Annotated in this window: 16 protein-coding genes and 4 tRNA genes; 11 read left to right on the top strand and 9 right to left on the bottom strand. The window is 71.1% G+C overall.

What is annotated here, in order from left to right:
- Nucleotides 1–28: 28 nt before the first annotated feature.
- From ACZ42X_RS08400 to purM, 6 genes are all read left to right on the top strand, one after another.
- Nucleotides 29–544: an ArsR/SmtB family transcription factor gene (locus tag ACZ42X_RS08400; protein WP_468285796.1), complete on the top strand. Its 516-nt coding sequence runs from the start codon at nucleotides 29–31 to the stop codon at nucleotides 542–544.
- A 33-nt stretch (nucleotides 545–577) separates the two neighbouring features.
- Nucleotides 578–1,423, top strand: coding sequence for a M23 family metallopeptidase (locus tag ACZ42X_RS08395; RefSeq protein WP_468285793.1), 846 nt, complete (start codon nucleotides 578–580; stop codon nucleotides 1,421–1,423).
- Between the two features lie 40 nt (nucleotides 1,424–1,463).
- Nucleotides 1,464–2,270 carry a maleylpyruvate isomerase family mycothiol-dependent enzyme gene (locus ACZ42X_RS08390; protein WP_468285790.1) on the top strand — a complete coding sequence of 269 codons (807 nt, stop codon included), beginning with the start codon at nucleotides 1,464–1,466 and terminating at the stop codon, nucleotides 2,268–2,270.
- A 48-nt stretch (nucleotides 2,271–2,318) separates the two neighbouring features.
- Nucleotides 2,319–3,173, top strand: a complete 855-nt coding sequence (locus ACZ42X_RS08385; RefSeq protein WP_468285787.1) for an META domain-containing protein — start codon at nucleotides 2,319–2,321, stop codon at nucleotides 3,171–3,173.
- Between the two features lie 159 nt (nucleotides 3,174–3,332).
- The gene (purF, locus tag ACZ42X_RS08380; RefSeq protein ID WP_468285784.1) at nucleotides 3,333–4,859 is read left to right on the top strand and encodes an amidophosphoribosyltransferase; all 1,527 of its coding nucleotides are present in this window, start codon (nucleotides 3,333–3,335) and stop codon (nucleotides 4,857–4,859) included.
- Between the two features lie 46 nt (nucleotides 4,860–4,905).
- On the top strand, nucleotides 4,906–5,982 hold the full coding sequence (gene purM, locus ACZ42X_RS08375) for a phosphoribosylformylglycinamidine cyclo-ligase (RefSeq protein WP_468285781.1): 1,077 nt from the start codon (nucleotides 4,906–4,908) through the stop codon (nucleotides 5,980–5,982).
- Nucleotides 5,983–6,124: 142 nt separating this feature from the next.
- On the opposite strand, the gene ACZ42X_RS08370 is transcribed toward purM, so the two are convergent.
- Together ACZ42X_RS08370 and ACZ42X_RS08365 are read right to left on the bottom strand one after the other, a co-directional pair.
- The gene (locus ACZ42X_RS08370) at nucleotides 6,125–6,373 is read right to left on the bottom strand and encodes a DUF3073 domain-containing protein (RefSeq protein ID WP_361423838.1); all 249 of its coding nucleotides are present in this window, start codon (nucleotides 6,371–6,373) and stop codon (nucleotides 6,125–6,127) included.
- Between the two features lie 331 nt (nucleotides 6,374–6,704).
- The gene (locus tag ACZ42X_RS08365) at nucleotides 6,705–7,787 is read right to left on the bottom strand and encodes a Leu/Phe/Val dehydrogenase (RefSeq protein ID WP_361423835.1); all 1,083 of its coding nucleotides are present in this window, start codon (nucleotides 7,785–7,787) and stop codon (nucleotides 6,705–6,707) included.
- Between the two features lie 154 nt (nucleotides 7,788–7,941).
- On the opposite strand from ACZ42X_RS08365, the gene ACZ42X_RS08360 reads away from it, so the two are divergent.
- Nucleotides 7,942–8,796 (top strand): DUF8083 family protein, encoded by an 855-nt coding sequence (locus ACZ42X_RS08360; RefSeq protein ID WP_468285777.1) that lies wholly within the window; start codon nucleotides 7,942–7,944, stop codon nucleotides 8,794–8,796.
- Nucleotides 8,797–9,276: 480 nt separating this feature from the next.
- Nucleotides 9,277–9,483, top strand: coding sequence for a developmental transcriptional regulator BldC (gene bldC, locus ACZ42X_RS08355; RefSeq protein ID WP_003949541.1), 207 nt, complete (start codon nucleotides 9,277–9,279; stop codon nucleotides 9,481–9,483).
- Between the two features lie 318 nt (nucleotides 9,484–9,801).
- Here the strand turns inward: bldC and ACZ42X_RS08350 are convergent, their stop codons facing one another.
- The 3 genes from ACZ42X_RS08350 to hrpA form a co-directional block, all read right to left on the bottom strand.
- The gene (locus ACZ42X_RS08350) at nucleotides 9,802–10,074 is read right to left on the bottom strand and encodes a DUF6274 family protein (protein ID WP_468285774.1); all 273 of its coding nucleotides are present in this window, start codon (nucleotides 10,072–10,074) and stop codon (nucleotides 9,802–9,804) included.
- Between the two features lie 124 nt (nucleotides 10,075–10,198).
- Nucleotides 10,199–10,273 (bottom strand) — tRNA-Asp (locus tag ACZ42X_RS08345).
- Between the two features lie 98 nt (nucleotides 10,274–10,371).
- Entirely contained in the window at nucleotides 10,372–14,310 is a 3,939-nt protein-coding gene (hrpA, locus tag ACZ42X_RS08340; RefSeq protein WP_468285771.1) for an ATP-dependent RNA helicase HrpA, read from the bottom strand.
- 112 nt (nucleotides 14,311–14,422) lie between these two features.
- Here hrpA and ACZ42X_RS08335 point away from each other — a divergent pair, with 112 nt between their 5' ends.
- From ACZ42X_RS08335 to ACZ42X_RS08325, 3 genes are all read left to right on the top strand, one after another.
- Nucleotides 14,423–14,770, top strand: coding sequence for a hypothetical protein (locus ACZ42X_RS08335; RefSeq protein WP_468285769.1), 348 nt, complete (start codon nucleotides 14,423–14,425; stop codon nucleotides 14,768–14,770).
- A gap of 66 nt (nucleotides 14,771–14,836) precedes the next feature.
- The gene (locus ACZ42X_RS08330; RefSeq protein WP_468285766.1) at nucleotides 14,837–15,559 is read left to right on the top strand and encodes a DsbA family protein; all 723 of its coding nucleotides are present in this window, start codon (nucleotides 14,837–14,839) and stop codon (nucleotides 15,557–15,559) included.
- Nucleotides 15,556–16,380, top strand: coding sequence for a cytochrome c biogenesis CcdA family protein (locus tag ACZ42X_RS08325; protein ID WP_468285764.1), 825 nt, complete (start codon nucleotides 15,556–15,558; stop codon nucleotides 16,378–16,380). Before ACZ42X_RS08330 ends, ACZ42X_RS08325 begins: the two co-directional genes overlap by 4 nt.
- A 94-nt stretch (nucleotides 16,381–16,474) precedes the next feature.
- Here the strand turns inward: ACZ42X_RS08325 and ACZ42X_RS08320 are convergent.
- The 4 genes from ACZ42X_RS08320 to ACZ42X_RS08305 form a co-directional block, all read right to left on the bottom strand.
- Nucleotides 16,475–16,551 (bottom strand) — tRNA-Phe (locus tag ACZ42X_RS08320).
- A gap of 22 nt (nucleotides 16,552–16,573) precedes the next feature.
- Nucleotides 16,574–16,648 (bottom strand) — tRNA-Asp (locus ACZ42X_RS08315).
- Nucleotides 16,649–16,687: 39 nt separating this feature from the next.
- Nucleotides 16,688–16,760: transfer RNA gene (locus ACZ42X_RS08310), tRNA-Glu, on the bottom strand.
- Between the two features lie 81 nt (nucleotides 16,761–16,841).
- Complete coding sequence (locus tag ACZ42X_RS08305) at nucleotides 16,842–18,413, bottom strand: metallophosphoesterase family protein (RefSeq protein WP_468285760.1); 1,572 nt, start codon at nucleotides 18,411–18,413, stop codon at nucleotides 16,842–16,844.
- Between the last annotated feature and the right edge of the window lie 53 nt (nucleotides 18,414–18,466).

Here is an 18,466-nt window from a genome sequence, read left to right as displayed (position 1 = left end):
ATTACGTAATTACGTAACAATGGACGGCATGGAGCTGGAGGAACGCCTCACCGCGCTCGAACGGCGGCTCGCCGCCCTGGAGCGCATCGACCCGCGCATCGACCCGCCGTCACCACGACCGCCGCACGAGAGCGACTTCTGGGCCCTGGAAGGGCTCAAGGCGCAGCTCGCGGAGGCGGACGCGCCCGATGGCGGGGTGCTGTTCACCGGAGCCATACGGCTGCCGACGGGGGAGCAGTACGAGTGGCAGGACGGCGCCCTGACCGAGCGCCAGATGGAGGAGGACTGGACGGAGGTGGCGGAGTCCTTCGCGGCGCTCGGCCATCCGATACGGCTCCGGCTGCTGCGCGAGATCGTCGGGGGCCGGCGCACCGCCGCCGAGCTGGCCCTCGTGGAGGAGATCGGCACGACCGGCCAGATCTACCACCACCTGCGCCAACTCACCGGCGCCGGCTGGCTGCACACCGCCGGACGCGGCCGTTACGAGGTCCCGGCGGGCCGCGTGGTGCCGCTGCTGGTGGCGCTGGCCGCGGCGCGACCGTAAGCGATCGACCCATCGACCATCGGGGGAACAACCATGTCCGCACCCACCCGCAGGCGGGGCGTGCTGCTCGCGCGTCTGCTGTGGTTCGTCTTCATCGTCCAGGCCGTCGTCTCGGTCTGGGTGGAGCCTCCGTACGACGCCCGGCTGGGCTGGCTGCCGGCCGTCGCGGCCATCGCGCTCCAGGTCGCGCTGCACCGCGCGGAGAGCCGCCGTATCGCCACCGAGGGCCGGGAGGCGGTCGCTGTCGAGCCGCCTGTGACCGGCACCTGGAGCGCACTGAACAGCCCCGCCGACCGGGTTCCCAGCCACGGCACCCACCACCTCGGCCAGTCGCACGCCATCGACATCGTCGCCGAGTCGGAGCAGCGCCCCCGCCCGGGGTTCGCCTGGCTGTGGCCGATAGCCCGGCCCAGTGGTGACTTCCCGGCCTTCGGGGCGCCGCTGTTCGCGGTGGCCGACGGGACGGTGGTGTACGCGGAGGACGGCCAGCGCGACCACCTGAGCCGCAACTCCCTGCCCGGGTTCCTCTACTTCATGGTGATCGAGGGCTTGTTCCGCTGGCTGGGCGGACCCCGCCGGATCCTGGGCAACCACCTGGTGCTGGACCTCGGTGACGGTACGTACGCGACCTACGCGCACCTGCGGCGCGGCTCGCTCGTGGTCCGCGCGGGCGACCGGGTCACCGCGGGGCAGGTCATCGCCCAGTGCGGGAACTCCGGCAACTCCACCGAGCCGCACCTCCACTTCCAGCTCACGGACGGTCCCGTCGCGCGCACCGCGCGAGGTGTGCCGTTCACCTGGCGGGGCGTGGGCGTGCCGAAGAACGGCGAGGTCTTCACCGTCACCGCCGACGTCCCGGCCCTGCGGTCACAGCCCTGAACACCCACCCTGACCACATGCCCTGAACTAACCTCGGCCCATGCCAACTGCCAAGAAGCGCACCCGTGGTTACGACTCCGCCAAAACCCGCGCGGCCGTACTCGCGCAGTTCGGTCACGTACGGGACGCGGTCCTCACCCTCACGCCCGAGCAGCTCGCCCTGCCGACCCGGCTCGGGGAGTGGACGGTGCGGGAGCTCGCCGCGCACATCAGCATGGGGCTGGGCTCCATCATCCGGGGCGTGGCGGCGCCGGAGCCGACGAGCCGGGACCTGGAGCTGATGGAGTGGGCGCCGGCCACCCGGAAGTACGCCGAGGACGTCGACGCGGCCGCGCGCGAGATCGCCGACACGGCGGCGGTCGACCCGGCCGGGCTCGCCGCGCTGTACGACGAGGCCGGGCGGCAGTTCGCGGACGCGCTGGCGGCGGCCTCGGACGAGCGGCTGATCGAGACGCGGTTCGGCGGGGTGCGCCTCGGGGACTTCCTGGTGACCCGCACCGTCGAGCTGGTGGTCCACACCGACGACCTCAACGACGCCACCGGACTCACCGTCCCGTTCGACCGCCAGGCCCTGGCCGCCTGCACCCGGCTGCTCGCCGACGCGCTCGCGGTGAAGGCCCCGGGCGGTTCCGTGGAGGTGCGGGTGCCCCCGTACGCGGTGGTGCAGTGCGTCGAGGGCCCCCGGCACACGCGGGGCACCCCGCCGAACGTCGTGGAGACCGACCCGCTGACCTGGATCCGCCTGGCCACGGGCCGTACGAGCTGGCAGGAGGCCCTCTCCGCCGCCCAGGTGCGGGCCAGCGGCGAGCGCGCGGACCTGGCGGCCCTGCTGCCGATCCTCGGCTGATCGGGAGCCGCGGCGGAACCGGTCGGCGGCCTGGACCGTCCCAGAGGCATGCCGACCACGCACAAGCACCACCTCACCGCGACAGCCGCGCTCGTCGCGCTCCTCGCCCTCACCGCCTGCGGCACCGAACCGGGGTCCGGCGGGGGCGACGGCGGCGGCTCCAAGCGTCCGGACGTGCCGGTCACCGGCGTGACCTGGGCCGTCGACAGCGTCACCGTCGACGGCCGCAAGCACACCGCCCCGGCCCGGGCGCACGTCCAGGTCGACGCCAAGGGCAAGGTCACGGGCAACTACGGCTGCAACCACTTCAACGCCAAGGCCGACATCGACGGCGACCACATCACCATCAGTGATCCGGGCATGACGGAGATGGCCTGCTCCGGCGACGTCCAGCGCTTCGAGGACGCCCTGCGGGCCGCGCTCGACGGCAGGCTCAAGGCCACGCTGGACGGCGGCCGACTGACCCTCACCACCGCCCAGGGCGACTCCGTCCTGCTGAGCGAGCAGCGCCCGGCGCCGCTCACCGGCACCACCTGGACCGTCGAGTCGCTCACCTCGGACGGGACGGCCACCTCGCTGCCCGCCGGCGCCGAGGGCAAGGCCCATTTCGTCGTCACCGAGGACGGCGGCAAGAGCACCGGCAAGGTGCGCGGCAAGGAGGGTTCCATCCGGGGCAACCTGGGCTGCAACAGCTTCAGCGCCACCGTCACCACCGAGGGCTCGGCGATCACTTTCGGCCGCGTGACCTCCACCCGGAAGCTGTGTCCCGGACCCGCGATGGACGTCGAGCGCGCCCTGCTCAAGGTGCTGGAGGGGACGGCCACGTACACGATCGACCACCGCACCCTGACCCTCACCGCCCCTGACGGCACCGGCTTCGCCGCCCGGGCGAGCGAGAAGTAGCTCCGGGGCCACTGCGAGGTCCGTCACACCCCCTGCATCGCGCCATCCGGCAAAGCCCGCTGGTCAGCGCGGTGACCGGCGAAAGCACGGGCTCCGCTTCGGGTCTGCGGCCCGTTCCCCAATTCGGACCAGTGGTCGATCTCGCCTACACTCGGTGGCGTGCCACGTGGTGACGGTCGACTCAATCACGATCTGCTTCCCGGCGAAAAAGGCCCCCAGGACGCTTGTGGCGTCTTCGGTGTCTGGGCTCCGGGTGAAGAGGTCGCAAAGCTCACGTACTTCGGGCTCTACGCCCTCCAGCATCGGGGCCAGGAATCCGCGGGAATCGCGGTCAGCAACGGCTCCCAGATCCTCGTCTTCAAGGACATGGGCCTGGTCTCCCAGGTCTTCGACGAGACCTCCCTCGGCTCCCTCCAGGGCCACATCGCGGTCGGACACGCCCGCTACTCGACCACCGGCGCCTCCGTGTGGGAGAACGCGCAGCCGACCTTCCGGGCCACCGCCCACGGCTCCATCGCGCTCGGCCACAACGGCAACCTGGTGAACACGGCGCAGCTCGCCGAGATGGTCGCCGACCTCCCCAAGATGGACGGCCGCGCCACGCAGGTGGCCGCCACCAACGACACCGACCTCGTCACTGCGCTCCTCGCGGGCCAGGTCGACGACGACGGCAAGCCGCTGACCGTCGAGGAAGCCGCCGCCACGGTGCTTCCCAAGGTCCGGGGAGCCTTCTCGCTCGTCTTCATGGACGAGGGCACTCTCTACGCCGCCCGTGACCCGCAGGGCATCCGCCCGCTGGTCCTCGGCCGCCTGGAGCGCGGCTGGGTCGTCGCCTCCGAGTCCGCCGCCCTCGACATCTGCGGCGCCGCGTACGTCCGCGAGGTCGAGCCGGGCGAGATGATCGCCATCGACGAGAACGGCATCCGCACCTCGCGATTCGCAGAAGCGAAGCCCAAGGGCTGTGTCTTCGAGTACGTCTACCTGGCGCGTCCCGACACCGACATCGCCGGCCGGAACGTCTACCTCTCCCGCGTGGAGATGGGCCGGCGCCTCGCCAAGGAAGCCCCGGTCGACGCCGACCTGGTCATAGCGACCCCGGAGTCCGGCACCCCCGCCGCCATCGGGTACGCGGAGGCCAGCGGCATCCCCTTCGGCGCGGGCCTGGTCAAGAACGCGTACGTGGGCCGGACCTTCATCCAGCCCTCCCAGACCATCCGCCAGCTGGGCATCCGCCTGAAGCTGAACCCCCTGAAGGAAGTCATCAAGGGCAAGCGCCTCGTGGTCGTCGACGACTCGATCGTCCGCGGCAACACCCAGCGCGCACTCGTCCGGATGCTCCGCGAGGCGGGCGCCGCCGAGGTCCACATCCGGATCTCGTCGCCGCCGGTGAAGTGGCCCTGCTTCTTCGGCATCGACTTCGCCACCCGCGCGGAGCTGATCGCCAACGGCATGTCGGTCGAGGAGATCGGCACGTCGCTGGGGGCCGACTCCCTCTCGTACATCTCCATCGACGCCATGATCGAGGCCACCACCATCCCGAAGCAGAAGCTCTGCCGCGCCTGCTTCGACGGTGAGTACCCGATGGAGCTGCCCGATCCCGAGCTGCTCGGCAAGCAGCTGCTGGAGACCGAGCTGGCCGCCGGCCCCGCCGCCACGGCCGCGGCCGATGCGCTCCGCCGCCCGTAACAGCACCCCGCAATCCCTGCAGTACGACACGAAAGCTCTCACAGTCATGTCTGAGACTGAGACCACCGGTGCCAGCTACGCAGCCGCGGGCGTCGACATCGAAGCGGGCGACCGCGCCGTCGAGCTGATGAAGGAGTGGGTGAAGAAGACGCAGCGCCCCGAGGTACTCGGTGGCCTCGGCGGCTTCGCCGGCCTCTTCGACGCGTCCGCCCTCAAGCGCTACGAGCGTCCGCTCCTCGCCTCCGCCACCGACGGCGTCGGTACCAAGGTCGACATCGCCCGCCAGATGGGCGTGTACGACACGATCGGCCACGACCTGGTCGCGATGGTCATGGACGACATCGTCGTCTGCGGCGCCGAGCCGCTCTTCATGACCGACTACATCTGCGTCGGCAAGGTCCACCCCGAGCGGGTCGCCGCCATCGTCAAGGGCATCGCCGAAGGCTGCGTCCTCGCCGGCTGCGCCCTGGTCGGCGGCGAGACCGCCGAGCACCCCGGCCTGCTGGGCCCGGACGACTTCGACGTCGCCGGCGCCGGTACGGGCGTGGTCGAGGCGGACCGGCTGCTCGGCCCCGATCGCATCCGTACGGGTGACGCCGTCATCGCCATGGCGTCCTCCGGCCTTCACTCCAACGGGTACTCGCTCGTACGCCATGTGCTCTTCGATCGCGCGGGCATGAGCCTGGACCAGCGGGTCGAGGAGCTCGGCCGGACGCTCGGCGAGGAGCTGCTGGAGCCCACCAAGATCTACTCGCTGGACTGTCTGGCGCTCACCCGGACGACCGAGGTGCACGCCTTCAGCCACATCACCGGCGGCGGTCTCGCCGCCAACCTGGCCCGGGTGATCCCGGACGCGCTGCACGCCACGGTCGACCGTTCGACCTGGACGCCGGACGCGATCTTCGACCTGGTCGGCAAGGCCGGGCAGGTGGAGCGGCTGGAGCTGGAGAAGACCCTGAACATGGGCGTCGGCATGATGGCCGTCGTCCCCGCCGACTCCGTCGATGTGGCGCTGACCACCCTGGCGGACCGGGGCGTCGACGCCTGGGTCGCCGGCGAGATCACCGAGCGCGGTGACCACACGACCGGTGCCGAGCTGGTCGGGGAGTACGCCACGGCCTGAGGCCGCCGACCCGGCGGACGCGAACGGCGGCTCCCGCACCCCGTGCCCGGAGCCGCCGGTCAGCCAAGGCGTCTCAGACCGCGGACAGCACAGAACCCGGTCCGGGGCAGGGCCCCGGACCGGGTGAAGAAGAGTGCAGGCGTCAAGCGCCGCGACGCTGGGACGACGGACCGGACTCTTCGTCCTCGTCCTCGTCGTCGTTGTACAACTCCGCGTAGCGGGCGTACGGGTCGTCTTCCTCGTCGTCGTCCTCGAACGGCTCGCCGTTCGGTGGCTGACTCGAAGATGCGCCCAGCTCGCTGGCCAGGCGTGCGAGGTCCGTCCCACCGCTGTTGTACTTCAGCTGGCGGGCGACCTTCGTCTGCTTGGCCTTGGCCCGGCCGCGCCCCATGGCTCGACCCCCTCGGTGACGGGGCTCGACGGCCCCAGAGTCTTGACACGCGTTCATGATTCGGAACGGGCTCTCCGTGGAGAGACCGGCCCGTAGGGCTTCAACGGTACCTGCTTCCGCCGCCATACGGTACGTCGCCCACACGAGGCGCCTCGGAGCCGGACCGACGAGGTGCCCTGTCCTCGCTGGTCAGCTGCGATTTTAACCTCTTCCCAGCGGGCGACCCGCCGACCGGCGTGAGTCTTGTCTCTCTCCGGATCTCCCCGGGAGAGGCTCACGCCCCGTCGGCGGGGCACCCCTGTCAACTCACCTGAACGCCCGATTTCCGGGATTACCGGCGTCGAGCCTCGGCCATCCGCTGCTCGGCGATCCGGTCGGCCGCCGCGGCCGGCGGAATCCCGTCTTCCTTCGCACGTGCGAATATTGCCAGCGTGGTGTCGAAGATCTTCGTGGCCTTCGCCTTGCACCGGTCGAAGTCGAAGCCGTGCAGCTCGTCGGCGACCTGGATCACGCCGCCGGCGTTGACGACGTAGTCGGGCGCGTAGAGGATCCCGCGGTCGGCGAGGTCCTTCTCGACACCCGGGTGCGCCAGCTGGTTGTTGGCCGCGCCGCACACCACCTTCGCCGTCAGGACGGGCACGGTGTCGTCGTTGAGCGCACCGCCGAGCGCACACGGCGCGTAGATGTCCAGGCCCTCGGTACGGATCAGCGCGTCCGTGTCCGCGACCACGGCGACCTGCGGGAACTTGTCGGTCACGCGCCGCAGCGACTCCTCGCGCACGTCCGTGATGACGACCTCGGCGCCGTCCTCCAGCAGGTGCTCGACCAGGTAGTGGCCGACCTTGCCGACGCCCGCGACGCCGACCTTGCGGCCGCGCAGGGTCGGGTCGCCCCACAGGTGCTGGGCGGAGGCGCGCATGCCCTGGAAGACACCGAAGGCGGTGAGGACGGAGGAGTCGCCGGCGCCGCCGTTCTCGGGGGAGCGGCCGGTGGTCCAGCGGCACTCCCGGGCGACGACGTCCATGTCGGCCACGTAGGTGCCGACGTCGCAGGCCGTGACGTACCGGCCGCCGAGCGAGGCGACGAACCGGCCGTAGGCCAGCAACAGCTCCTCGGTCTTGATCTTGTCCGGGTCGCCGATGATCACGGCCTTGCCGCCGCCGTGCTCCAGACCGGCCATGGCGTTCTTGTACGACATCCCCCGGGAGAGGTTGAGCGCGTCGGCGACGGCCTCGGCCTCGGAGGCGTACGGGTAGAAACGGGTACCGCCGAGGGCCGGGCCCAGGGCGGTCGAGTGGAGGGCGATGACGGCCTTGAGGCCGGTGGCACGGTCCTGGCAGAGCACGACTTGTTCGTGGCCCCCCTGCTCCGAGTGGAACAGGGTGTGCAGGACGCCGTCGGTCACATCGGTCACGGTGGTGACTCCCAAGTACGAAGCGGCGGAGGAGGCCCCCCGGCGGGTGGGGGAGGGCCTTGACGGCAAGAGAGTAAGTCCTACCTGGGCGTAGAGGGGACCCAGTGCCGAGGATCACCCCCTCCCGGAGTACCGGCGTGGAAGGATTTACGACATGCCAGCGGTCACTTCGGTCCTCGTCCCGTACGCCTCCTACCTGCGCGTGTACGAGCCGTTGGCGGCCTTCCCGGAGCCCGAGCGGGGCCACTGGGCCCGCTACGCGCGCCGTGTCGCCGACGGGGCCGCCCCGACGGCGCAGGACGAGCTGCGCCGCTCGCTGGCCGGGCTCGTGGGGACGCCGCCGGTCCCGGTCCCGGTGCACGAGAGCGGCGACGCCTTCGTGGTGGAGGTGGACGGCGTGGTGTGCGTCTGCCCGTGGCGCACGCGGATGCGCGGGTGGCTGGCGCTGGAGGAGCTGCCGGGCCTGCTGCCGGCGGTGGTCCTGGACGCGGCGCTGCCGCCGGTGGTGCGCGGGCAGGCGGAGGCGGACCACGAGCGGTGGCGCGAGGAGAACCCGGACGCGCGCCCGTGGATCCGCACCTCGGTGTGGCAGGTGCCGGTGCGCTGGTTCGCGCTCTTCTCCGACGAGGAGCGGGAGTACGTGGAGGCCGCCGGCCCCGACAAGGCGCCGGTGCTGCGCTACCGGACACCGATGGTGCAGGCGCGGCGGCGGGTGGCGCGGGCGCTGAAGACCCTGCGGGAGTCGATCGACGAGGGCCCGCTGATCGAGGGCCTGGTGGACGTGGGGCGGTGGCTGGAGGAGTTCCACCCGCGTGCGCTGGTGGAGCTCGACTACGGCGGGCTGGTGTACGCCCTCTCCGCCGAGCAGCTCGCCGCGGACCGGTCGGCGGCTGATGTGGCCGAGGGGATCGCGGCGCTGCGGGCCGAGGACGCCGCGGGCGCGGGTGCGGCGTACGAGCGGCTGATGGAGAGGTGGCGGTCCGTGCGGGACCGGCAGTTCGCCAACTGAGATGATCTCGCTCTCGCGGTCCGCGCGGATGGACCGGGCCCTAGGTCCCGATCCGGGCCTTTGTGTCAAGCGTGACGGACAGCACTAACCGGGCTCTTGCGCCCATCACCCAACCTCATGCCAAAATAGGACAAGGAGTCCGGGAGGGGCTCCTTCCGTCCAAGTGTGGGCGGAAGGCTAAGCATTGCACGCTATGGGGGGTCTGGTGGCTCCTGATCGCTCTGTGACTGATCGTCACTGTGACGTGACTGTCCGCTATGGCATGGTCCATCGGCTTCCGTCGCTGATGAACACCTGAGAGGGCAATTCCGTCGGTTTGGCCGAACGTGGCTGGACAGATGGTGTAGTTGTAGTGCCGAGGACAAGCCGTTCGTCCTATAACCGACTCGGCTCGCGTCCGCCATTTCGGGCAACGCGGGTCAAGGTGCAGAATTTAGAGGAAAGAACCGAGAAGGTTCGGTTCTCCCGAGGAGGCCGCTCATGACCGCTCGCACCCCTGATGCCGAGCCGCTGCTGACCCCCGCTGAGGTTGCCACGATGTTCCGCGTGGACCCGAAGACGGTGACCCGCTGGGCTAAGGCGGGCAAGCTCACGTCCATCCGCACCCTGGGTGGACACCGTCGGTACCGCGAGGCAGAGGTCCGCGCACTGCTGGCGGGCATTCCGCAGCAGCGCAGCGAGGCCTGAACACCCTGAACACCCCGCTGAACCGGGCACATCCGGATCCCCCAACCCGGTCCGCCCACCCATAGCTCCACCGACGGGTGCCCGCCCCAACGGGTCTTCGTCATCGATCGCGCTGGACTCCGCCGGGTCCAGCGCGATCTTTTTTGTGCCCGCGGAGAGCGCCTGGCTGTCCGTGTTCGCCCGCGTCCGCCCGCCTGGAGGGGCTGCGGGAACCGGCTGCCGGGCCCCTGCCGACTGGTGCAATTGCACATATTAAATGGGGCCGTTGTAGGCGGGGCGTAAGTTGAGCAGTTTTCAAAACCGATTTCGTGACTCGCGTCACACGGCGGAGGGCTCCGGGAGGGGGTCTTCGGCGCCTTCGGCAGGGTCGTTTCCGCTGTCGTCCTGGGCCTCCATGGCGAGCCGCTGGAGGTGCCGGCAGACGACGCAGCGGGGTGTGGCGTGGCGATAGCCGGAAGCGGCCGCCAGATGGGCACGGAGGAGTGCGTGGGTCGCGTGCCTGACCGGCCGCTCCGGCCGTACGGACACGACCGGCCGGGCCGTTGCGACCGGCTGGGCCGCTGAGGCCGGCCGGACCGGTGTGCTGGGCATCCGCGTCACCTCCGCCGAAGGACCCCGTACCCCTTGTTGCTTGGGTACCCCTGGCGGATGCCGACGTCAATACGACGAAAAGGCCCGGATCCTGAGATCCGGGCCTTTTCGTCACTGCTTACTGCGGTCCTGACGGGATTTGAACCCGCGGCCTCCACCTTGACAGGGTGGCGAGCACTCCAAACTGCTCCACAGGACCAGGTTTCGCAGCCGGTGAGTTCTGCGTTTGGCTGCGAGAGAGACTGTACAGCAGGTCGGAGGGTCCGGTCGAACTCGCGCCGTGGCGATCAGCGCGGACTACGGCGCGGCCGCGTCGATCGCCTTCAGGATGCGCTTGTCGGAGACCGGGTGGGCGGTGCCCAGGGCGTGGGCGAAGTAGCTGACCCGCAGCTCCTCGATCATCCAGCGGATGTCCAGGACCTCCTGCGGCACCGGGCGGCCCTTGGGCAGCTGCTCCAGCAGCCAGGCGTACTCGTCCTGCATCTCGTGGACCTTCTCCATGCGCGTGGTGTCGCGCTGGACGGCCGTCGGCATCTGCTGGAGCCGCCGGTCCACCGCCACCAGGTAGCGCATCAGGTCCGGCAGGCGCCGCAGGCCCGTCTTCGTCACGAAGCCGGCCGGCACGAGGGCCGCCAGCTGCTCCCGCACGTCCTGGACGTTGCGCACCAGGACCAGGCTGTTCGTGGCCTTCAGGCGCCGCTCGCAGGACTGCCAGGCGGCCAGGATCTGCTGCACCTGGCCGACCGTGCGGATGGTCAGCTCGACGAGGTCGGCCCGGACCTTGTCGTACAGCTTGCGGAAGGACTCCTCGTCCCACGCCGGTCCGCCGTGCTCGGCGATCAGCCGGTCGGCCGCCGCGGTGGCGCAGTCCTCGAAGAGCGCCTGCACCGAGCCGTGTGGATTGCGGGACAGCGCCAGCTTCTGCTGGTTCGTCAGCTTGTCGGCCGCGAACTTCGCCGGGTTCACCGGGATGTTCAGCATGATGAGCCTGCGCGTGCCGCGCCACATCGCCTGCTCCTGCTCGGCCTCCGTGTCGAAGAGCCGTACGGAGACGGTGTCGCCCGCGTCGACGAGCGCCGGGTACGCCTTGACCGGCTGGCCGGCGCGGCGGGTCTCGAAGACCTTCACCAGCGTGCCGATCGTCCAGTCCGTCAGGCCCGTGCGCTCCAGGGACTGCCCGGAGCCCGAGGGACCGGCCGTGGCGGCCGCGGCGGCCTTGGAGAGGGCCTGGCGGGCCTTCGGGCGCAGCTGGAGCTTCAGGGTCTCCAGGTCCTTGTCCTCGGCGAGCTTGCGGCGCCGCTCGTCGACGATCCGGAAGGTGATCTTCAGGTGGTCCGGTACCCGCGACCAGTCGAAGTCGTCGGCGGCGACCGGGACGCCGACCATCCGCTGGAGCTCACGGGCGAGCGTCACGTCCAGCGGCTCCTGCAGCGGGACCGCCGTGTCCAGGAAGCGCTTCGCGAAGTTCGGCGCGGGCACGTAGTTGCGGCGGATCGGCTTCGGCAGGGAGCGGATCAGTTCCGTGACGACCTCCTCCCGCAACCCCGGGATCTGCCAGTCGAAGCCGTCGTCCGTCACCTGGTTCAGCACCTGGAGCGGGATGTGGACGGTCACGCCGTCCGCGTCCGCACCCGGCTCGAACTGGTACGTCACACGGAACTTCAGCGCACCCTGCCGCCACGAGTCGGGGTAGTCGGCCTTGGTGACCGCGCCCGCCTTCTCGTTGATGAGCATCTCGCGCTCGAAGTCGAGCAGGTCCGGGGCCTCGTGCCGCTTGTGCTTCCACCACGAGTCGAAGTGCGCGCCCGACACCACGTGCTCGGGCACCCGCTGGTCGTAGAAGTCGAAGAGCGTCTCGTCGTCCACGAGGATGTCGCGGCGCCGGGCGCGGTGCTCCAGCTCCTCGACCTCGGTCAGCAGCTTGCGGTTGTCCGCGAAGAACTTGTGGTGCGTGCGCCAGTCGCCCTCCACCAGCGCGTGCCGGATGAACAGCTCGCGGCTGGTCTCGGGGTCGATGCGGCCGTAGTTGACCTTCCGCTGGGCCACGATCGGCACGCCGTACAGCGTGACCTTCTCGTACGCCATGACCGCAGCCTGGTCCTTCTCCCAGTGCGGCTCGGAGTACGTGCGCTTGAGCAGGTGCTCCGCCAGCGGTTCGATCCACTCGGGCTCGATCTTCGCGTTGACCCGCGCCCACAGGCGGGAGGTCTCCACCAGCTCGGCGGACATCACGAACCGCGGCGGCTTCTTGAAGAGCGCCGAGCCGGGGAAGATCGCGAACTTGGCGCTGCGGGCGCCCAGGTACTCGTTCTTCGCGCCCTCCTTGATGTCCTTCATCCCGATGTGGGAGAGCAGGCCGGCGAGCAGCGAGACGTGGACGCGGTCGTCGGGGGCGTCCTCGTCGTTGAGGTGGATGCCCATCTGCTTCGCGACCGTACGCAACTGCGTATAGATGTCCTGCCATTCGCGAATGCGCAGGTAGTTGAGGTACTCGGACTTGCACATCCGGCGGAACGCCGACGACGACAGCGCCTTCTGCTGCTCGCGGATGTAGCGCCAGAGGTTGAGGAAGGCGAGGAAGTCGGAGGTCTCGTCCTTGAAGCGGGCGTGCTGCTGGTCGGCCTGCGCCTGCTTCTCGGCCGGCCGCTCGCGCGGGTCCTGGATGGAGAGGGCCGCCGCGATGACCATGACCTCGCGCACGCAGCCGTTCTTGTCCGCCTCCAGGACCATGCGGGCCAGGCGTGGGTCGACGGGCAGCTGGGCCAGCTTGCGGCCCTGCTCCGTGAGGCGCTTCTTCGGGTCCTTCTGCGTCGGGTCGATGGCCCCGAGCTCCTGCAGGAGCTGCACGCCGTCGCGGATGTTGCGGTGGTCCGGCGGGTCGATGAACGGGAACTTCTCGATGTCGCCGAGGCCCGCCGCCGTCATCTGGAGGATGACCGACGCCAGGTTCGTACGGAGGATCTCGGCGTCCGTGAACTCGGGGCGGGCGAGGAAGTCGTCCTCCGAGTACAGCCGGATGCAGATGCCGTCGGACGTACGGCCGCAGCGGCCCTTGCGCTGGTTGGCGCTGGCCTGGCTGACCGGCTCGATCGGCAGGCGCTGCACCTTCGTGCGGTGGCTGTAGCGGGAGATGCGGGCGGTGCCGGGGTCGATGACGTACTTGATGCCGGGGACGGTCAGCGACGTCTCGGCGACGTTCGTGGCGAGGACGATCCGGCGGCCCGGGTGCGCCTGGAAGACGCGGTGCTGCTCGGCGTGCGAGAGGCGCGCGTAGAGCGGGAGGACCTCGGTGTTGCGCAGCCGCTTCTTCTCCAGCGCGTCCGCCGTGTCGCGGATCTCGCGCTCGCCGGAGAGGAAGACCAGGATGTCGCCCGGGCCCTCCGCCTGGAGCTCGTCGACCGCGTCGCAGATCGCGGTGATCTGGTCGCGGTCGGAGTCCTCGGAGTCCTCTTCGAGGAGGGGGCGGTAGCGGACCTCGACCGGGTACGTACGGCCGGAGACCTCGACGATCGGCGCGTCGCCGAAGTGGCGGGAGAAGCGCTCCGGGTCGATGGTCGCGGAGGTGATCACGACCTTGAGGTCGGGGCGCTTGGGGAGCAGCTGGGCCAGATACCCGAGCAGGAAGTCGATGTTGAGGCTGCGCTCGTGGGCCTCGTCGATGATGATCGTGTCGTACGCGCGCAGCTCGCGGTCCGTCTGGATCTCGGCGAGCAGGATGCCGTCCGTCATCAGCTTGACGAAGGTCGCGTCCGGGTTGACCTGGTCGGTGAAGCGGACCTTCCAGCCGACCGCCTCGCCCAGCGGGGTCTTCAGCTCGTCCGCGACGCGCTCGGCGACCGTGCGGGCGGCGATCCTCCTCGGCTGCGTATGGCCGATCATGCCGCGTACGCCGCGCCCCAGCTCCAGGCAGATCTTGGGGATCTGGGTCGTCTTGCCGGAACCCGTCTCACCGGCGACGATCACGACCTGGTGGTCGCGTATCGCCTCCGCGATCTCGTCCTTCTTCTGGCTGACCGGCAGTTGCTCGGGGTACGTGACCTCCGGCCTGCGCGCCGCCCGCTCGGCCGTGCGGACGGCGGCCTTCGTGGCCTCGGCGGCGATCTCGTCCAGTACGGCCTGACGGGCCTCGGGCTTGCGGATGCGGCGGGTGCCTTCGAGACGGCGGCCGAGCCGGTGCGCGTCGCGCAGCGATACCTCGGCCAGCAGGGTCTGGAGGTCGGCGAGGGAAGTAGACATACCTGCTCCAGGATCTCACTCGCGGCGACGGAGTGGCGAACCGATTTCCCCGTACCATTTCCGGCGAGTCGACGAGCCGTCGACGATCTTGCGTCATGGAGGGGCGGTCCGCATGCGGTGCACCGGCGGCCGGTGGCGGTGGTGCCGTGTGGTGGCCGCCGTACTGGTGCTGGTGGTCGGCGCGCTGCTGGTCCACGGGTCCGGGACCGGTGTCCCGCACGACGTGGTGGCCGCGGCCGGCCAGGGTTCCTCCTGCGATCCGTCCGACGGGGAGGGCGGGCTGGAGCCGGGCGTTCCGCCGCGCGCCCTGACGGCGGACTGCCTGCCGTCCGTCCCGCACACCGACACGCGGGTGCCCCTGTGGCAGGCCGAGCCGGTGGTGCCGGGCGTCCGGCCGGAGCGGGCGCCGCCGTGGTCGTCGGGGCCGTCGCCCGTGGAGCTGTCGATCCTGCGCGTATAGCCGCCGGTGCGTACGCCGTACCGCTGGTCTCCCCCTTCCTCGTGCTCGCCCAGGAGTCGCTCCACCATGTCCATGTCCAAGAAGTCCACGAAGTCCAGGACCGCGCCGTACCTGATCGGCGCGGGGGTCGCCGTCGTCGCCACGCTGGCCGGCCTTGCCTCCTACGCCGCGACCAAGCCCGGCCCTCCCGCGGTCGCCGAACAGCAGGTCGCCGCCTACCCCGAGCTGGAGAAGTACGCCCGCCGCGACGCCGCCGACCCGCTCGCCGTGGGGCGCGCCGACGCGCCCGTCGTCATGCTCGAGTACGCCGACTTCGCGTGCGGGTACTGCGGGAAGTTCGCCCGAGACATCGAGCCCGCGCTGATCGAGAAGTACGTCGAGGCCGGGGTGCTGCGCATCGAGTGGCGCAACTTCCCGATCTTCGGCGAGGAGTCGGAGCGCGCGGCGCGGGCCTCGTGGGCGGCCGGGCGGCAGGGCCGGTTCTGGCAGTTCCACAAGGCCGCGTACGCCGAGGGCGCCAAGGAGCGCGGCTTCGCGAAGGGCCGGCTGCTGGCGCTGGCGCGGGAGGCGGGCGTGCCGGACCTGGACCGGTTCGGGCGGGACCTCGACAGCGCGGGGGCGCGGGCCGCCGTGACGGCCGACCAGGAGCAGGGCTGGTCGCTGGGGGCGACCTCGACGCCGTCCTTTCTGGTGAACGGGCGGCCGATCGCGGGTGCACAGCCGATGGAGACGTTCGCGAGCGCAATCGAATCCGCGCACGCGTCCGCTCGCCGCGGGGCGGCGAAGTGACGGGTATCGGCTACCTCGCGGCCCTGCTGGGCGGCCTGCTCGCGCTGCTGAGCCCGTGCAGCGCGCTGCTGCTCCCGGCGTTCTTCGCGTACTCGGTCGACAGCCCGGGCCGGCTGCTGGCCCGTACCGGGATCTTCTACGCGGGCCTCGCCACCACCCTCGTCCCGCTGGGCGCCGCCGGCTCCGTCGCGGGCCGGCTCTTCTACGGCCACCGGGACCTGCTGGTGGCGGTGGGCGGCTGGCTGATCATCGCGCTGGGCGTGGCCCAGGTGGTGGGCCTGGGCTTCGCCTCCCGGCGCCTCGCCGAGGCCAGCGGCCGGATCCGGCCGGTCTCGGCGGTGTCGGTGTACGCGCTGGGCCTGGTGTACGGCCTGGCGGGCTTCTGCGCGGGGCCGATCCTGGGCAGCGTCCTGACGGTCGCGGCGCTCGGCGGCAACCCGGTCTACGGGGGCCTGCTGCTGGCGGTGTACGCGCTCGGAATGGCCGTACCGCTGTTCCTCCTGGCCGTGTTCTGGGAGCGCTGGGACCTGGGGCGCCGCACCTGGCTCCGGGGCCGGGCGCTGCGGGTGGGCCGCTTCACCCTGCACAGCACGTCGGTGCTGTCGGGCCTCTTCTTCATCGCCCTGGGCGTGCTGTTCCTCGCCTTCGACGGCACGACCGCCCTGCCGGGTCTGCTGTCCGTGGACGACTCGTACGCGCTGGAAACCCGCGTCGCCGCGCTGGGCCGCGCGGTACCGGACTGGGCGCTGCTGCTGGGCGCGGTGGCGGTGGCGGCGGTGGTCCTGGGGGCGCGGGGGTGGCGCCACCGGCGGGGGGCGTGAGGCGCCGCCCGGAGCGGCTGTGGGGCCGGCCCGGCCCCATGGCCGCCTCGGGGCACACGCCGAAGGCCCCGTCCAGGGGACGGGGCCTTCGTGGTGGTGGCTGGGGCCGGGGTCGAACCGGCGACCTTCCGCTTTTCAGGCGGACGCTCGTACCAACTGAGCTACCCAGCCACGCGGCTCTTGCGAGCCGCAGCGGTCCTGACGGGATTTGAACCCGCGGCCTCCACCTTGACAGGGTGGCGAGCACTCCAAACTGCTCCACAGGACCAAGCACTGTGCGAGAACCAGTCTCGCACACGGTAATGCGTGCCCCCAACGGGATTCGAACCCGTGCTACCGCCTTGAAAGGGCGGCGTCCTGGGCCACTAGACGATGAGGGCTGATGGCCCGCCTGGGCGCTTCGTCAGCGCGTCGGGGACGTGAGAAGCATATGGGATGCGGGGACGGTTCGCCAAAACGCTTTACCGGGAGGCGGTCGGCGAGGGGCTGGTGGGCGCAGTGGAGGGCCGGGTGGGGGACGGGCTGGGGGAGGGGGCGCCGGGGCGGTTCTCGTCCGGGAGGTGGCGGCTGACCTCGGCTGTCGTCAGGCCCAGGCCGCCCAGGGTGATCTCGTCCCAGGCCTGGAGGTGGCGGGTGTCCCGGTCGAGGTAGAGCACGGAGGCGTGGACCTTCTCGGGTTCGTCCCGCTCCAGGGCGCGCAGGCCGCCGCCGCCCGTGGAGCCCTCGATCTTGAGGCGGGTGCCGTCCGGGAGGATCTTGGTCACGCGGCGGTGGACGTGGCCCGCCAGGACGAGGGGGACCTCGCCGTCGGTCTCCTGCGCGGCCACGGGGTTGTGGGCGACCGCGATGTCGACGGGCGTGCCCGCCAGCCGCTGCTGCCGCAGCGCGTCCGCCAGCCGCGCCCCCGCCGCGCGCTCGGCGTCGTCGCCCGCCGGGGCGACGGAGCGGTCGGGCGTGAACTGGGGGTCGCCCGTGCCGGCCACCCGCAGGCCCGCGACCGTGACGGCGCGCCCCTGGTCGAGGACGTGGACGTTGTCGAGCTCCTCCAGGTAGCGCTGGGTGGCCGCGGAGTCGTGGTTGCCGCGTACCCAGACGTACGGCGCGCCGAGGTCGCTGATGGGGTCGAGGAAGCCGTTCTCGGCGGCGGTGCCGTGGTCCATGGTGTCGCCGGAGTCGATGATCACGTCGATCTTGTACTGCTCGACGAGCGAGCGGATGATCTCCCACGCCGCCGGGTTGAGGTGGATGTCCGAGACGTGCAGCACCCGCATGGTCGCCGGGTCGGGCTGGTACGTCGGGAGCGTGGAGGTCGCCTCGTACAGCTTGGTCACGTTGGTGACGAGCCGCGCCAACTCCTTCTGGTAGACGTCGAATTCGCTGACGATCGAGCGGGCGTTGCCGACCACGGAGGGTGCGGAGGAGAGGAGTCCGGAGAACTTGGGCTCAAGGACGGACTTCGGGTTCCAGGTGGCGAAGGCGGAGGTGCCCGAGGCGGCGAGCAGGGCCAGCGCCAGGCCGCCGGCGGCGAGCGCGCGGCGCGGGCGGCGGTAGACGGCGAGACCGAGGGCGGTGGCGCCGGTGACGACGGCGACGCACGAGCGCAGCGCCAGCTCGCGGGTGCCGTCCGCGACGTCCCGGGTGATCTCGTCCTGGAGCCCGGCGAGCCGCTCGGGGTGCTTGACCAGGGCCTGGGCGCGTACGGGGTCGAGCTGCTCGACGTCCACGTCGAGGCGGATGGGCGCGTGGTGCGAGTCGAGCGTGAGCGCGCCGAGCGGTGAGACGTTGATCTTCGTGCCGCCGGAGAGGGACGGGCGCAGGGTCATGCTCGTGTCCATCGGCCCGACCGGCGTACGGACGCTGCCGACGGCCAGGAGGCCCAGCCAGGCGCCGAACAGGACGACGGTGATCAGGCCGAGGGCGCGTGCGTACGGGTGCGGGGCGTGGACCAGGGCGGGCGTGGGGCCGGTGCGGCGCGAGCGGTAGTGGCGGCGGAGGCGGTCGTAGGCGGTGCGGAGAGCGGCTGGGGCGACCATGGCCGCCGTATGCCCGGGCGCGCGGGCGGCTATGCGCACGGGCGGCTATGCCC

It is taken from the genome of Streptomyces sp. NPDC030862, from assembly GCF_055571835.1.
This window is presented reverse-complemented; position numbering and strand designations above follow the sequence as displayed.